This is a genomic window from Ornithinimicrobium cavernae, from assembly GCF_003121625.1.
Classification (GTDB): domain Bacteria; phylum Actinomycetota; class Actinomycetes; order Actinomycetales; family Dermatophilaceae; genus Ornithinicoccus; species Ornithinicoccus cavernae.
This window is the reverse complement of the sequence record NZ_QDDJ01000008.1, coordinates 46,590-62,372: the sequence shown is the minus strand read 5'-3', so window position 1 is coordinate 62,372 and position 15,783 is coordinate 46,590. Positions and strand designations below refer to the sequence as shown.

Annotated in this window: 14 protein-coding genes and 1 CRISPR repeat array (1 of these 15 cut by a window edge); of the genes, 13 read left to right on the top strand and 1 reads right to left on the bottom strand. The window is 70.2% G+C overall.

Going from position 1 to position 15,783, the window contains the following annotated elements; all coding sequences use genetic code 11:
* Positions 1 to 43: 43 nt before the first annotated feature.
* Complete coding sequence (locus tag DA085_RS10550; protein ID WP_154402166.1) at positions 44 to 901, bottom strand: hypothetical protein; 858 nt, start codon at positions 899 to 901, stop codon at positions 44 to 46.
* Between the two features lie 93 nt (positions 902 to 994).
* Between DA085_RS10550 and DA085_RS10545 the strand changes: the two genes are divergently transcribed.
* From DA085_RS10545 to cas2e, 13 genes are all read left to right on the top strand, one after another.
* Positions 995 to 1,576: a DUF5998 family protein gene (locus DA085_RS10545; RefSeq protein WP_109472936.1), complete on the top strand. Its 582-nt coding sequence runs from the start codon at positions 995 to 997 to the stop codon at positions 1,574 to 1,576.
* Positions 1,577 to 1,583: 7 nt separating this feature from the next.
* Positions 1,584 to 2,744 (top strand): alkaline phosphatase family protein, encoded by a 1,161-nt coding sequence (locus tag DA085_RS10540; protein WP_109472935.1) that lies wholly within the window; start codon positions 1,584 to 1,586, stop codon positions 2,742 to 2,744.
* Between the two features lie 10 nt (positions 2,745 to 2,754).
* Positions 2,755 to 3,447, top strand: a complete 693-nt coding sequence (locus DA085_RS10535; RefSeq protein WP_109472934.1) for a thymidine kinase — start codon at positions 2,755 to 2,757, stop codon at positions 3,445 to 3,447.
* Complete coding sequence (locus tag DA085_RS10530) at positions 3,444 to 4,994, top strand: MFS transporter (RefSeq protein WP_109473088.1); 1,551 nt, start codon at positions 3,444 to 3,446, stop codon at positions 4,992 to 4,994. Before DA085_RS10535 ends, DA085_RS10530 begins: the two co-directional genes overlap by 4 nt.
* 186 nt (positions 4,995 to 5,180) lie before the next feature.
* Positions 5,181 to 5,783, top strand: coding sequence for a CRISPR-associated endonuclease Cas3'' (locus DA085_RS10525; protein ID WP_154402165.1), 603 nt, complete (start codon positions 5,181 to 5,183; stop codon positions 5,781 to 5,783).
* Positions 5,784 to 5,816: 33 nt separating this feature from the next.
* A complete protein-coding gene (gene cas3, locus DA085_RS10520; RefSeq protein WP_109472932.1) occupies positions 5,817 to 8,063 on the top strand; it encodes a CRISPR-associated helicase Cas3' in 2,247 nt (748 codons plus the stop codon).
* Entirely contained in the window at positions 8,056 to 9,735 is a 1,680-nt protein-coding gene (gene casA / locus DA085_RS10515) for a type I-E CRISPR-associated protein Cse1/CasA (RefSeq protein WP_109472931.1), read from the top strand. The genes cas3 and casA overlap by 8 nt, the downstream gene beginning before the upstream one ends.
* Before the next feature lie 58 nt (positions 9,736 to 9,793).
* Positions 9,794 to 10,462, top strand: a complete 669-nt coding sequence (gene casB / locus DA085_RS10510; RefSeq protein WP_161958483.1) for a type I-E CRISPR-associated protein Cse2/CasB — start codon at positions 9,794 to 9,796, stop codon at positions 10,460 to 10,462.
* Positions 10,459 to 11,586 (top strand): type I-E CRISPR-associated protein Cas7/Cse4/CasC, encoded by a 1,128-nt coding sequence (gene cas7e, locus DA085_RS10505; RefSeq protein ID WP_109472929.1) that lies wholly within the window; start codon positions 10,459 to 10,461, stop codon positions 11,584 to 11,586. The genes casB and cas7e overlap by 4 nt, the downstream gene beginning before the upstream one ends.
* A complete protein-coding gene (cas5e, locus tag DA085_RS10500) occupies positions 11,583 to 12,272 on the top strand; it encodes a type I-E CRISPR-associated protein Cas5/CasD (RefSeq protein WP_109472928.1) in 690 nt (229 codons plus the stop codon). The genes cas7e and cas5e overlap by 4 nt, the downstream gene beginning before the upstream one ends.
* Complete coding sequence (gene cas6e, locus DA085_RS10495; RefSeq protein WP_237565441.1) at positions 12,269 to 12,940, top strand: type I-E CRISPR-associated protein Cas6/Cse3/CasE; 672 nt, start codon at positions 12,269 to 12,271, stop codon at positions 12,938 to 12,940. The genes cas5e and cas6e overlap by 4 nt, the downstream gene beginning before the upstream one ends.
* Entirely contained in the window at positions 12,937 to 13,887 is a 951-nt protein-coding gene (gene cas1e, locus DA085_RS10490) for a type I-E CRISPR-associated endonuclease Cas1e (RefSeq protein ID WP_109472926.1), read from the top strand. Before cas6e ends, cas1e begins: the two co-directional genes overlap by 4 nt.
* Positions 13,887 to 14,231, top strand: a complete 345-nt coding sequence (gene cas2e, locus DA085_RS10485; protein ID WP_237565455.1) for a type I-E CRISPR-associated endoribonuclease Cas2e — start codon at positions 13,887 to 13,889, stop codon at positions 14,229 to 14,231. The genes cas1e and cas2e overlap by 1 nt, the downstream gene beginning before the upstream one ends.
* Positions 14,232 to 14,297: 66 nt before the next feature.
* Positions 14,298 to 15,783: a CRISPR direct-repeat array (repeat unit 28 nt; unit sequence GTCCGCCCCGCGCGAGCGGGGATGAGCC); it runs 4,097 nt beyond the window's last position.

The window sequence follows — 15,783 nt, the reverse complement described above, 5'->3', positions numbered from 1 at the left end:
TACGCAGGGCGCCGGACGCCTCCGACGCCGCTTCGAGGCGGCGTCAGGGCAGGTAGAGCGTGAAGTAGGCCGAGCCGTCGGGGCCGTAGCAGGACCCGGCGGCCTCGGAGGTCGGGTCGTGCGGCGTGACGTAGCACTCCCACCCGCCCGGGGTGATGAACGGGAACTTCCAGGACGGCTCCGCGTTGGCCTCGGCGACCTCCCACTCGGCGGTGGCCTCGGCACAACCGACACCGACCAGCTCGGCATACGTCTGCCCGTAGAGGTCGGTGCTCACCAGGCACGTCCCGGGGTCGGTCGGGCTCGGGTCGACCGTCGGCGCGGCGGTCGGCGCCAGCTCGTCGCACGACGGCACGAGCTTGGCGATCGAGGCTGGTGCTCCCCGGGCGGTCAGGTCGTCCTGGCAGACCGGGTCCCCGAGGGTGACGGCGTGGAGCCAGCGGTCGTCCACCAGCTCGGCGAGGAGCTCCGGCTCCTCCGGTGCGCTCAGGTTGACCGCGTAGGCCCAGCCGGCCTCGCAGAAGTGGAGCCGGATGCTGCCGGGGAAGCCGAGCAGGTCGGTGCTGAGCCGGTCGGCCGTGCACGCGTCCTCGCCCGTCACGACCGGTGGCTCGCTGCTCGGCTGTGCGACCGGCTCGGAGGTCGCACCCTGGTCGGTCGGGGGCGGTGCGGCGGTCTCGGACGGGTTCGGGGTGCCGGTGGCGTCCGGGGCCGTGGAGTCCGCCCCGTCGTCGCCGGTCGGGTCTTCGGTCGCGTCCGTGGTCGTCGGCCTCACCGGGGAGGTGGCCGACGGGGACGGGCCGGAGGGTGCAGGGTTGGTGTCGGTGCCGTCGCCGCAACCGCTCAGCAGCAGGGCCAGCAGAGCTACCGCTCCGACAAGTTGCGGGCGCAGGCGGCGCACGGTGAACCCCTCCCAGGATCGGACAGTCAGGTCGGCGTGTGGCCAGCAGACCACGGTTCCAGCACTTCACGGCAGAGGTGGGAGGATGACCCCATGCCCCAGCCAGACAGCATGACCCTCCCACAGGCACTGCGCGAGGACATCGAGCATGCAGGTTACCTGCCCGCCCTCGTCTCTGACGTCGTCGCCACGGCTGTTGCCGGAGACGAGATCGTCGGTCACCTCGTGCACCAGGAGACCACGCTCGACGAGAACGCCGTCCGGCGCCATGTCACCGTCCTGGTCCTGACGCCGCACCGTCTGGTCATCGGGCACGCCGACGACCACGAGTCCGAGGAGCCGAACAGTCACTTCGCCACCGCGACCACCGAGACCGTGCCGCTGCGCGCCGTCCGGGGCGTGATGATGACGCACGTCCTGCCCGACCCCGCGGCCTACTCCGGCGGCATGGCCGGGCGCGCCCTGACCCTCACCCTCGGGTGGGGCACTGTCTCCCGGCTCGACCTCGTGCCGGCGGTCTGCGCGGACCCGACCTGCGAGGGTGACCACGGCTACGAGGGGACCGTCGCCAGCGACGACATCTCGCTGCGGATCACCACCGAGGCGGACGGCTCCGAGGCGGTCAGCCGGGCGCTCGACTTCGCACAGCAGCTCTCGGCCCGCCTGGGCCGGTGACCCGGCGGTGGTCAGCCTTCCGCCGGAGTTCATCGAGCTGGAGTATGCGGGATCGCTGGCCACCGTGCTCCCCGCGGTCGCGCGGAGCCTGGGAGCGGGTTCCACGCCGGGGGAGGCGCTCGGGCTCGCGCCGTTGTTCGAGCTGCCGCCCGCCCAGCGGGCCGTCGTGGTGCTCATCGACGGGCTGGGCGCCGAGCAGCTGCGGCGCTGGAGCGGGCACGCACCGTTCCTCCGGACCCTCGACAGTCCGGCCCCGGCACTGACCTGCGGCTTCCCGGCCACCACGGCGACCAGTCTGGGCAGTCTGGGCACCGGCCTGCCGCCGGGTGCCCACGGCATCGTCGGGTGGCAGGTGCTCATGCCCGAGCACGACCGGTTGCTCAACCACCTGTCCTGGGACGACGGCCCGGACCCGGAGCGCTGGCAGCCACACCCCACGGTGTTCCAGGAGCTGGAGGCCGCTGGGGTCGCGGTGACCCGGATCGGGCCGGCCTACTTCGACGGCTCGGGCATGACCCGGGCCGCCCAGCGCGGCGGTGCCTTCGCCGCCGCGTCCGCGCTGCCGGCCCGGGTGGACGCGGCCGTCGCCGCGCTCGAGTCGTCCCCGAGGTCCTTCGTCTACCTCTACTGGGGGGAGGTCGACAAGCTCGGGCACCTGCACGGGCCGGGGTCCTGGCAGTGGGGCGAGGAGCTGGAGCGCACTGACGCCGCCCTGGCCGACCTGGCGGCGCGCCTGCCGGCAGGGACCTCGCTGACGGTCACTGCCGACCACGGCATGATCGACGCCCCCGAGTCCCTGCGCCGTGACCTGGCGTGGGAGGAGGACCTCGCCCAGGGCGTCCGGCACCTGGGTGGCGACCCGCGGGTCCCGCAGCCGCACTGTCTGCCGGGGGCCGCGCCGGAGGTGCTGGCGGCCTGGACCGAGCTGTTGGGGGACACGGCACTGGTCGTCAGCCGCGAGGAGGCGATCGACCAGGGCTGGTTCGGGCCGGTCGAGACACAGGTAAACGGACGCATCGGCGACCTGGTCGTGGCGATGCGCGGTCACGCGACCGTCCTCGACTCGCGCGTGCAGCGGCCCGAGTTCCTCGCGCTGCAGGGGCACCACGGCTCGCTGACTCGCGACGAGATGGCGATTCCGCTCCTGCACCTCCCCGCGCTTCCGTAGACTGCACGCCGTGGCCGAGCTCGTCTTCTTCACCGGAACGATGGACTGCGGCAAGTCGACCCTCGCGCTCCAGATGGACCACAACCACGCGGCGCGCGGGCGCGGCGGGCTGATCTTCTCCAAGCACGACCGGGCCGGCCAGGCGATGCTCTCCTCACGGCTGGGCCTGGCCCGCGAGGGCATCGAGGTGACCGACGACCTGGACTTCTGGGACCTGGTCACCGAGCAGGCCACCAACGGGCGCCGCATCGACTACCTGATCTGTGACGAGGCGCAGTTCTATACCCCGGTGCAGGTGGAGCAGCTCGCCCGGCTGGTGGACGAGATGGGGCTGGACGTCTTCGCCTTCGGCATCACCGCAGACTTCCGTGCCGAGCTGTTCCCCGGCTCCCGACGGCTGATCGAGCTCGCGGACCGCACCGAGGTGCTGCAGGTGGAGGCCCTGTGCTGGTGCGGCAAGACCGCCACACACAACGCCCGGGTCGTCGACGGGATCATGGTCGTCGAGGGTGACCAGGTCGTGGTCGGTGACGTCGGGGACGGGGATGCCGCAGGCGACTCACCGGAACCCGTCGTGGAGTACGAGGTCCTGTGCCGGCGGCACTACATGCGCCGCATGACCTCGCAGGCCGCGCGCGCTGCCGCCGTGTCTCCCGAGGTGCTGCCGTTCGACCTCGACCTGTGCCCGGTCCCGCGGCGATGACCCCGGGCAGACGCCACGAGGGCGCCCCCGGCGGCCCTGAGGAGCGCGACGACTGGAGCTGGGAGGACCCGGAGTCCCGGGCCGAGCAGGAGCGGTGGCGGCAGAACCACCCGCTGGGGGAGACCGGGCCGTCCGGCCCGATCACCGGCGCCTCCGCCCGCCCCAGGCCCTCACGGACCGCCAGGGTGGTCCACGCCGGGGCCGCTGTCGGGCACGGTCTCGGCCGCGGCGTCCGGGCGGTGGCGCACGGGACGAACGTCGTCGGCCACTCCGCCTACCGGGCCACGCGCAGAGCGACCCAGGCCGACGGTGCGGGGGAGACCGGTCTCTCGCGGCTCATCGAGGTGCACGGCCTGCACAACGCCGGGGACGCCGTGGTGGCGATCTCGCTGGCGGGGTCGTTGTTCTTCTCGGTGCCGACCGGTGAGGCGCGCGGTCAGGTGCTGCTGTTCCTGCTGCTCACGCTCCTGCCGTTCAGCATCATCGCGCCCTTCGTCGGCCCGTTCCTGGACCGCTTCCGGCACGGCCGCCGCTGGGCCATCGGCTCCATGATGGCGGTCCGGGCCTTCCTGTGCTTCGCGCTGGCAGGATCGCTGGGGGAGTCCTCGTGGTGGCAGTTCCCCGCCGCCCTGGGCATCCTCGTGGCGTCCAAGGCCTACAACGTGACGCGCTCGGCGGCGACCCCCAGGCTGCTGCCCAAGGGCCTCACCCTCGTCAAGGCCAACGGCCGGATGTCGCTGGCCGGGGTGGCGGGGGCGGCCGTCGCGGCACCGCTGGCCGTCGGCGTCGGCTACTTCGGCTCCGGCTGGTCGTTGCGCCTGGCCTTCGCGATCTTCGCTCTCGGCACGGTCCTGGCGATCCTGCTGCCGCCCGCTGTGGACTCGACCAGGGGCGAGAGTGCTGTGCCGATCAGCGAGGTCGCCGGGCGCAGCAGCCGCTGGGTGCCGCCTGCTGTGGTCAACGCCCTGCGCGCCAATGTGGGACTGCGGATGCTCTCGGGCTTCCTCACGATCTTCCTGGCGTTCCTGCTGCGCGAGTCCCCGCCGGAGGGCTGGGGCGGCAGCTACACACTGCTGCTCGGCATCGTCGTGGCCGCCGCCGGTGTGGGGTCGGGGATCGGCACCGTGCTGGGGTCGCTGACCCGGTTGGTGCCGCCGCGGGCGCTCGTGCGCATCGCGCTCATCGTCGACGTCGTGGCCGCCGTTGCCACCGCGATCAACTTCGGCATGGTGACGGTCATCATCCTGACGCTGCTCGTCGGTATGTGTCAGCAGCTCGGCAAGCTCGCGCTCGACGCGGTGATCCAGGAGTCGGTGCCGGAGCACACCCGGACGTCGGTGTTCGGCCGCTCCGAGACGCTGATCCAGCTGGCCTGGGTGATCGGTGGCGGACTGGCCGTCCTGCTGCCTGCGGACGCCACGGTGGGCATGACGGTGATCGCCGTCGTGCTCGTGGCCTGGCTGCTCGTGGTGCTACTGCCCTCCCGCGGCCGCAGGGCCGTGCGGGTCGACACGTCGAACGATGTCGGCGAGCTGGGCGGCCACTGACACTGCAGGTCACTAGGCGATAACGAACTCTGACCAATGCTTGACGATCACATTAGCGTCGGGCACGCTGCTCAACATGATGGTGGGGTGCGGGGGAGCCCGGCGAGACGGCAAGGCTGTCGGGCTGCGTACCTGGCCACGTAAACCGCGCGTTTCAGGGGGCAGCCGAGCTCGGGGGAGGTCTCTTTGACTGCCTGGAGCGCGGTCGCAGCGACCGTGTGGGGCAAGACTGACCAAAAGCTGGACGCCTGGATGTCGCTGGTGCAGCATCTCCAGGACAGTGCGGGAGTAGCAGGGCACCTCTGGGACACCTGGGTCCCCACGGCCGTCCGAGACCGGATGGCTCGCGACCTCGGTTCCTTGGAGGCCGCTCGCACCCTCACGGTGTGGGTGACGGGAGTCCACGACGTCGGCAAGGCCACGCCCGCCTTCGCTCAGCTGGCCAGGGACGTAAACATGGGTGACCTTGTCGATGCCATGTCCCGCGCGGGGCTCACGAGTCCGGCGCTCGCCAGGTCCGACCGGTGGCGGCATGACGTGACCGGGCAGGTCGCGGTCGCGGAGTGGTTGGCGCAGCAGGGGTGGTCATCCTTCCGGGCCGGAGCACTGGCGTCCGTCGTGGGGGCGCATCACGGGCTTCCGCCGCCGTCGGCGGATGTGGATCGTGCTGGTCGTGACCCGTCCATGGGCGGCGAGGCCTGGCGCAGGGTGCGGGAGGAGATCCTTGACGGGATCACGGACCTCGCCGGTTCACGGGACACCCTCGACTCGCTGCGCACGCGCAAGTAGAGTCTGACCACCCTCATCGACCTGAGTGCGATCGTGATCCTTGCCGACTGGATCGCCAGCGACGCAGAACGCTTCCCCTACGCCCTGAGTAGGCCCCAGGAGCAGCGACTGGCTGCGGCGGTGGAGACCCTGGACCTGTGCCCGCCTTGGTCGCCGGAACCCGTCTCCGGGGCCACCGACCTCTTCCCCCAGCGCTTCCCGCACCTGGCCGATCACTCGCCGAGCGCGCTCCAGACCGCTGCAGTGGAGGCTGCGCTCGCCGCGGACTCCAGCCCCATGCTTGTCATCGAGGCGCCGACTGGTGGGGGCAAGAGCGAAGCGGCCCTGATGGCGGCCGAGGCATTGGCCGCGCGGTTCGGCTGCGGTGGTGTGTTCCTGGCGCTGCCAACGATGGCCACCAGCAATGCGATGTTCAGCCGGGTGCTGCGCTGGGTGGAGCACTGGGGGAGCGGGGAAGACCCGGCCCTCTGGCTCGCGCATGGAAAGGCCCAGCTCAACGAGGATTTCGCGGGGCTAGTGCGCGCGAGCTGGACCCGTTCCGTCTTCGACGAAGAGTCCCCGTCAGGGGACTCTTCGCAGACGACGACGGCGGAGGCCCGGGTATCCGGCTGGCTGTTCGGCCGCAAGAAGGGTCTGCTCGCCAATGTCGTGGTCGGCACGATCGACCAGGTCCTCATGGGGGCCCTGCAGTCTCGGCACCTGGTGCTCCGCCACCTTGCGCTGTCGGGAAAGGTCGTGATCATCGACGAGGTGCACTCCGTCGATGCGTTCATGGGGAGCTACCTGGAGCGGGTCCTCGAGTACCTGGGTGCCTACGGAACCCCGGTGGTGCTCTTGTCCGCCACCCTTGCCCCCGTTGCGCGGGCAGGCCTGGTCGGTGCCTACCAAGGTGGCCGGGCCTCCCGCGAAGCGAAGAAGGCTGGCGGGCTGGTCCCCTTGGCGCCTCGGCGCACGGCCCCAGCCGACGGTCCATGGACACACCTGGCCACCAGTGTCTCCGAGCTTCCCGCCACGGGGCCCGGCCCCGAGGCCTACCCGCTCGTCACCACGGTGACCGCCACGGATCAGCACCTCCCGGTCGTGGACGACACGCCGAGTCGGTCGGTCACCATCGAGGCGATTCAGGACACGGACCCAGCCCTGGTCCACCTCATGGCCACCGCGCTCGAGCACGGTGGCTGCGTCGCGGTCCTGCGCAACACCGTGCGTCGGGCACAAGAGACTTATGACCTCCTGCGCGAGCACTACGGCGACGACGTGGAACTGTTCCACAGCCGCTTCCTGGCGTGCGACCGGGCGGAGCGTGAGCGAGACCTCCTGCACCGTCTCGGACCTGGCGCCAGCCAGCGTCCACGACGCCTCATCATCGTCGGCACGCAGGTGCTCGAGCAGTCCCTGGACATCGACCTGGACCTGCTGGTCACCGACATTGCCCCAGTGGACCTGCTGATCCAGCGGATCGGCCGGCTGCACCGCCACCCGCGTGCGGACGGTGCTCGCCCTCTGCGGCTGCGCCAGCCCCGTTGTGTCGTCACGGGGATAGCGGATTGGGACAGCCTCCCGCCCCGCCCAGAGAAGGGTGCTCTGGCGGTGTACGACGCTGCGCTGCTTTACCGCTCTCTAGCCGTGCTCCAGCCGGCACTCGCAGGCCGTCCTTTGTCCCTGCCGTCGGAGGCACCGCGCCTGGTCCACGCGGCCTACGACCCTGCGATGGTCCCGCCGCCGGGCTGGGAGGACACCTGGGAGGAAGCGGGCACGCTGCGGGCGGTCAAGGACGAGAATAGCCGGGACAAGGCAGGCACCTTCCAGGTGCCACCCGTGGCGGTCAAGACCTCCCTGACTGACTGGGTACGCACGCCTGGCGAGGACAGTGACGAGCGCGCACGTGCCGCGGTCCGCGACACCGAGGACGGCATCGAGGTGATCGTCGTGCAGCGGACCGAGCAGGGGCTGCGGATGCTGCCCGGCGACTTCGCCGGCGCCTCCCGGGATATTCCCATCCAGCCGGAGGATCGCGACCCTCTGACACGTCAGATTGCGGCGTGCACGGTGAACCTGCCACAGGCCCTGACCAAGGGGGCGAACTGGCACCGGACGGTCTCTGAGCTCGAAGCCACGCCCGAGGTGGCCCAGTGGCAGGAGTCCCGCTGGCTCGGAGGCGAACTCGTCCTGATCCTGGACGAGTCCCTGGAAGCCACCCTCAACGGCCATCTCGTCACCTACAGCAGCGAGCGCGGGCTGGACGTCACCCCCATCCGACAGGAGAGCAGGCATGAGTGAACCCCCGAGCTACAACCTCCTCGATCAGCCCTGGATCCTGGCGGTCGACCTGGACGGTCGGGAGCAGGCACTCTCCCTGTTGCAGGTGGTGGACGGAGCCCCGCGGTTGCGACGACTCGCTGGTGAGCTCCCAACCCAGGACGTGGCGATCCTCCGCCTGATCCTCGCGGTGCTCCATCGCGCGCTCCAGGTGACCGGAGACGAGGAGCAGGTCCGGGAGACCTGGGGGCAGTGGTGGGAGGCCGGCGCCCTGCCGGCAGAACACGTGGTGGGCTACCTGGAGACGTTCCGCGACAAGTTCGACCTGCTCTCCACGTCGCAGCCCTTCTTCCAGGTGGCCGACTTGCACACCGCCTCGGGCAAGACCTCAGGCCTCGGTAAGGTCATCGCCGACCTACCTGCGGGGCACAAGTTCTTCACCAACCGCGCCGGCTATGGAGCAGAATCCCTCTCCCTGGCGGAGGCGGCCCGGTGGCTGGTGCACTGCCAGGCGTTCGATCCCTCGGGCATCAAGACCGGTGCGGTCGGGGACCCACGCGTCAAGGGTGGACGAGGCTATCCGATCGGGACGGGGTGGACCGGCAACCTGGGGGTCGTGGTGGTGGAAGGGGCCAACCTGGCGCAGGCCCTCCTGCTCAACCTCGTGCTGGCTCGGCCCAGTCCGGAGGATGACCTGCCTCCCTGGGAGGTCGGAGAGTGGACCGCGGCACCAACCGATCAGGTCGCGCCGCGCGGACCGGCACAGGCGATGACCTGGCAGCAGCGGCGGGTGCGACTCTTCCCACGTGACGGACGCATCCGCGACGTGCTCATCAGCAATGGAGACCAGATCCGGGTCCGCAACCAGCACCATGTCGAGACGATGACGGGGTGGCGTCGTAGCGCGGCCCAAGAGAAGAAGCACGGCGAACCGCAGACGTACATGCCGCGGGAGCACGCCAGCGACCGAGCAGTCTGGCGTGGCCTGCAGTCCCTGGTCGCTGCGCCGCCCGTGGCGCGGGGAGCCAGGGACGGAGAGCAGGCGCTGGAGGCGGAGAATCTCCACTGGGTGGCGAGTCTGCGTACCGCCGGGCTACTGCCTCGCGAGTTGCCCGTGACCATCCACGCCGTTGGCGCGGTCTACGGCACGCAGAGCGCCTTCATCGAGACACTGATCAGTGACCGCATCGCGTTCCGTGCCGAGGTCCTGAGCGACGCCGCCCTGCAGGACGCGGCGGTCCGAGCCGCAACGGTGGCGGAGGCCGGCGCTCGCACCCTCGGACGGCTGGGACAGGACCTCGCGGTCGCGGAAGGGCGGGACGGGGTTCCGGACCGGGACCGGGGCACCGAGCACGGACTCCAGATGCTGGATCCCCGGTTCCGGGGCTGGGTGCGTGACCTGTCGGGCGCGCAGATGGCTCCGCAGGAGGAGGCCTGGCGCCAGCTGGTCCGCGAACAGATCCTTCAGCTGGGCGACGAGATGTATGCGGCTGCCTCCCCCGCAGCGATCCGCGGCCGGGTGCGTGCAGACCGCAACGGTCGCCCACAGCGGGTTGATGCAGCACTGGCCCACCTGTGGTTCACCAGGAAACTGCGCATCGACATCCCATTGGTGACCGACGACCTCCAGGCTGACCGCACGGAGAGCGACCAGGCCGACGCGACGACGGAGAAGGAGCACAGCGATGAGTGAGCAGGCGGTTGCAGCACCGGCAGGACGTCCTCCAGATCGAGGATCGGAGGGTGCGCTCGTGCGTCAGCACGTCACGGGCGTCGTGTTGCGTGTCCAGGGTGGCTACGCCAGGCAGGGCCGTGTGGCGGCGACCAGCGCCGCGGTCCAGTTCCTGGCCGAGTTGCGACGCGCGATCGGCGCTGCGGGCCGCGCCGACCCTCGATCCTGGGCGCTCGTCCTGGACGGGTTGCCCGACGCGCTGTCCGTCCCCTCCCACGGCAGTCTGAGCCGCCCCACGCGGGCCGAGCGCTCCATCTTCACGGCACTGACGACATACGCCATCCACCAGCAGGGGCAACGGCAGCCTATGCACGTTGCAGGGGTAACCCTGGGCCAGGCGACCCGCCGGCTCGCCAGGCAGCGGGTGCGCGGCGAGGGGGCCGGTGACCTGGACGAGCAGGTCGTGCAACGACTGCACCGGGTCTCTCTGGCTCAGACCGATGAGTTGCGGGCGCACGCGCTGCGCGGCCTGGTGACGCTGATGAAGGGCGCCGCCTCACCGGTGGCCTTGGACTACGGACGCCTTGCCCAGGACATCTATTGGCTGCTGACGCCGTCGACAGCAGCCTCGGTCCATCTCAACTGGGGCCGGGGCCTCCACAGCCGGTTCGCCGACGAGAGGCAGGACGGCATCAACAACCCACCAGAGACAGACACCCAGACCAGCACACCAGGAGCGCCAGCATGAGCACCTATCTCGACCTCCACATCATCCAGACCCTCCCACCGAGCAACGTCAACAGGGACGACACGGGCTCGCCGAAGTCGGCTGTGTATGGGGGAGTGCGCCGTGCCCGCGTCTCAAGCCAGGCCTGGAAACGGGCCACTCGGGCACACTTTCGCCGCGAACTGGACCCGTCCGGGCTGGGATACCGCACCAAGCAGGCCGCTGCCCTGATTGGTGAGCGCCTTGGCAGGCTCGACCCAGATTTGTCTGAGGAGGACCGGGCCACACGGGCGGGGGCCGTGCTCAATGCGCTGGGGATGAAGCTGGAGCCCAAGCGACGCAAGAACCAGTCCGAGGAAGACACCACGCCCTACGAGTCCACGTCCTACCTTGCGTTCTTCAGCTCGGACCAGCTCGACCAGCTGGCCGAGCTCGCGCTGAGCACGGACAAGCCCAGCCGCAAGGAGGCCCGAGAGCGCGCGGACCGCGACCATGGCATTTCCCTGTCGCTCTTCGGCCGCATGGTGGCTGACGACGCATCGCTCAATGTGGACGCCAGCGTGCAGGTCGCCCACGCCCTGAGCACGCATGCGGTCGATACAGAGGCCGACTACTACACCGCCGTCGATGACCTGAGCCACGAGTCCGAAGAGAGTGGTGCCGGAATGATCGGGACCATCGAGTTCAACTCCTCCACGCTGTACCGCTACGCGACGGTCAACGTTGACGCACTGGTGAAGAACATGGGCCAGACGGCCGCGGCCGCCCGCGCAGCCGCGACATTTGTGCGCAGCTTCGCGACGAGCATGCCCACCGGGAAGCAGAACACCTTTGCTAACGGGACGGTGCCGGACGCCGTCGTGCTGATGGTCCGGGAAGACCAGCCGATCAACCTTGTGGGAGCCTTCGAGGTGCCGGTGCGAGCGGACGGAATGGGCTATATCCAGGCGTCCTGCGAGGCTCTCGCTGCCTATGCCCAGGACGTCGGCGAGGCCTACGGGAACGCCCCGACCAAGACCATGGTGCTCCGGGTGGGAGAACGCACTCAGGCCCTGGCGGGTCTCGGTGAGGCCGCTTCGCTAGAGCAGATGGGCGCCCATGTGGAGGCCATGATCGCGGCGAGTGCAGTCGCGGATGCGCCATGAGGACGCTGCTGCTCCGGCTTGCTGGGCCCCTGCAAGCGTGGGGTGACAGCAGTCGGTTCACCGAACGGCAGACTCGCCGCGAGCCGACGAAGAGCGGTGTCCTCGGTCTCCTGGCCGCTGCACAGGGGCTGCGACGCACCGACCCGGTCGAGGACCTGATCAGTTTGGACTTCGCCGTGCGCATCGACCAGGAAGGCACGGTGCTCAGTGACTTCCAGACCGCGATCAATTGGGAGACAGGGCAAAGTATGCCGTTGTCCCGCCGCTACTACCTGGCGGACGCTGTCTTCGTGGCTGGTGTGGGTGGCGACCCGAGTCTCATCCAGGGGTTGGCCGATGCTGTCCGCAGTCCCGTGTGGGCGCCGTTCCTCGGGCGGCGGGCCTGTCCTCCGGCCTGGCCTCTGTACCTGGGGGTCGCGGAGGGCGACGTCCGTACGGCTGTGCGGAGCGCGCCGTGGCAAGCCGCCAATTGGTATCGGCGGCAGCGCGGAAGCATGGCCGAGCTCAGGATGTACGCCGACGCGCAGGCGGGAGAGACTCGGCACGAGTCGATCAGGGACGTGCCCCGTAGCTACGACCCGAGGCGGCGCGAGCACGGCTGGAGAGATGTCGTCGAGGAGTCGGTCACCGTCCGTGCGCCCCAGGACTCAGCCGAGCCCGACTTCATGACGGCGGTGGAGCTGTGACGGTGTTCCTCACGAGGTACCAACTCAACCCGGCACGGCGCGGTACGGTCCGGCTCGTGGCATCCCCGCAGCGGATGCACGCTGCAGTGCTGGCATCCTTCCCACCGCCGGGTGGGCAGGAACACCAGCGGGTCCTGTGGCGACTCGATGAGCCCTCACGATACGAGCGGAATCTCTACATGGTGAGCCCCAAGGCTCCGAGCATGGAGCATCTCGATGAGCAGGCTGGGTGGGAGCAGCATCCTGGAGGACAGTCCCGGGAGTACGGTCCGTTCCTGGAGCGCCTCGGCACCGGTCAGCGGTGGGTCTTTCGCCTCACAGGCAATCCCGTGCGTAGCGTCGCCGCCGGCCCTGGCCAGCGGGGCAAGGTCGTCCCGCACGTAACCGCTCGGCAGCAACTCACGTGGCTGCTGGAACGTGCTGAACGACACGGCTTCTCGCTGGGTGACCCGGAGGACCCGACGGTGCAGGTCACCCGCCGGGACAGGAACGCCTTCGACAAGTCGGAAGCGTCTGGTCCACGGCGGCGGGCGACCATCACGCGCGCCCAGTTTGACGGCATACTGACCGTCCAGGACCCTGACCTGCTCCGAGAGGCACTGACGCAGGGGATCGGGCGTGCCAAGGCCTATGGGTGCGGGCTGCTCACGCTTGCCCCAGCACAATGAAGCCGATCCCAGGGACCCCGCCGGCGAGGGTCTCGGAACTGTCCCGGATCGGCGACCGGCTGAGCTTCGTCTACACCGAGCGGAGCACAATCCACCGAGACGCGAATGCGGTAACGGTCACGGATCAGCGCGGCGTCATCCACGTGCCGGCCGCCACGATCGGTGCCCTCGTTCTGGGGCCAGGAACCAGAGTCACCCACCAGGCGATGATGCTCCTTGCTGACAGTGGATCGACCGCAGTATGGGTGGGAGAGCAGGGCGTGCGTTACTACGCGCACGGCCGGGGACTGTCCAGGAGCTCGCGCTGGATCGAGGCACAGGCCGCCATCGTCAGCAACCGCAACCGGCGACTTGCGGTGGCGCGTGACATGTACGGCAGGCGGTTCCCTGACGAGGACGTCACGGGCGCGACGATGCAGCAGCTGCGTGGCCGCGAGGGTGCCCGAGTCAAACGGGCCTACCGTAGTGCGGCTGACGCGGTCGGTCTGGACTGGAGCAAACGGACCTATGACAGCGCTGACTTCAGCAGTGGGGACCCGGTGAACCAGGCCCTCTCGGCGGCCACGGCGTGCTTGTATGGCGTGGTGCACGCCGTGGTCGTGGCACTTGGCTGCTCGCCGGCCCTGGGTGTGGTTCACACCGGTCATGAGCGGTCCTTCGTCTTCGATGTCGCCGACCTGTACAAGACTGATTCAGCTATCCCGGTCGCCTTCCGCATCGCGACGTCGGCAAGCGCAGACATTCCCGGGGACACTCGGCGCGCCATGCGCGACGAGATCCACCGGCAGCGGTTGCTGCAGCGCTGTGTGCAGGACATCCAGTCCCTGCTCGCGGAGGGCGACAGTTCCCTTGTCGAGGACTGGGACGTGATCTATCTCTGGGACGGCAGCGCCGGCCGCGTTGCCGGGGGGACCGACTATGCCGCCGAAGTAGACGTGCCGTGGTGATGCTCGTCCTCACGGCCTGCCCCGCGGGTCTGAGAGGGCATCTGACCAGGTGGCTGCTGGAGATTAGCGCCGGCGTCTTCGTCGGCAGGGTCAGCGCGCGCGTTCGGGCCGAACTGTGGCAGCGCGTCACTGAGCTAGCCAAGGATGGGCGAGCCGTCATGGTGTTCCAGGACGACACAGAACAAGGATTCAGCTTCCAGGTCAACAAGCACCACTGGAGCGTGGTGGACCACGATGGGCTCACACTCATGCTGCGGCCAAGCGCTGCGGACTCACCGGAGGGGCATGACGCGGGTGCTCCACGGAAAGGGTGGAGCAAGGCGTCGAGGCGCAGACGCCGTTGACCTGAGTCCGGCTCTGGAGTGATTGCGGTTGCACCTCCCTCCGCGTAACGTCCCAGGTCACGAAGTGTCCGCCCCGCGCGAGCGGGGATGAGCCCCGAGCGCCATGGTCCCGTTGGCCGAGGGGTTGGTCCGCCCCGCGCGAGCGGGGATGAGCCCCCACAGGCCGGCGTCCGTGAGCCCATCGGTCAGTCCGCCCCGCGCGAGCGGGGATGAGCCTCGGAGACGTCGCAGCCAGGAGGGCACGACGGGGTCCGCCCCGCGCGAGCGGGGATGAGCCCAGCCACGCACGCACGGCGGCGGCGTCGGTCGCGTCCGCCCCGCGCGAGCGGGGATGAGCCCTTGAACGGGATCTGCTGCCCGTGGTGGGTGTGGTCCGCCCCGCGCGAGCGGGGATGAGCCCCCGCACTCACGGAGTATCCGGTCCGTGAAGTAGTCCGCCCCGCGCGAGCGGGGATGAGCCCAGTGACGGCCCGCCCCAGGACCCGGACGCGGTGTCCGCCCCGCGCGAGCGGGGATGAGCCGTCGGTCCACGCGATGTTGCCCTTCGCGCGGAGGTCCGCCCCGCGCGAGCGGGGATGAGCCTGGGTTCAGCATGGGATCTCACCAGCGCGGAGCGTCCGCCCCGCGCGAGCGGGGATGAGCCCATCTACCCACTGACCGACGCCGTGTTCCCATCGTCCGCCCCGCGCGAGCGGGGATGAGCCCCGCGGAGGAGGTTTCCGAGGACGCCTGCGACAGTCCGCCCCGCGCGAGCGGGGATGAGCCCTCGTTCGTCTCCAGGAAGGTGAAGGCGAAGGTGTCCGCCCCGCGCGAGCGGGGATGAGCCCGACCCGATGCTCGGATTCACACTCATGACCGAGTCCGCCCCGCGCGAGCGGGGATGAGCCGTCGTCCTTCGTCTCGACCCACTCGGCGATCAGGTCCGCCCCGCGCGAGCGGGGATGAGCCCTGTCCGGCGCCGGGACCGTCCCCGACGGCGGCGTCCGCCCCGCGCGAGCGGGGATGAGCCCAGAGGCTGGCCTTGTGGATCGAGTAGGCGTGCGTCCGCCCCGCGCGAGCGGGGATGAGCCTGCTTCGTCGCCGCCGGTCGGCTCACCGGCATAGTCCGCCCCGCGCGAGCGGGGATGAGCCCTGGAGCCGTGTCATCTCCGGGGCGCTCGCCACGTCCGCCCCGCGCGAGCGGGGATGAGCCCATGACCGCCGGCACCCTCACGCCTGCCAACGCGTCCGCCCCGCGCGAGCGGGGATGAGCCCCATGGCGACACGTACTCGCCGCCGTCGGGGACGTCCGCCCCGCGCGAGCGGGGATGAGCCGCGGACCGTGGAGCCGTGTGCTGACTGCAGCCAGTCCGCCCCGCGCGAGCGGGGATGAGCCCGGCGCGGCCAGATCGAGCCGGCCGTAGCGGTAGTCCGCCCCGCGCGAGCGGGGATGAGCCCACCGACGCCCGCGGCGACAACAGGTTGGTGACGTCCGCCCCGCGCGAGCGGGGATGAGCCGAGCCCCCCGGTTGCACGGCAGCACACACGCCCGTCCGCCCCGCGCGAGCGGGGA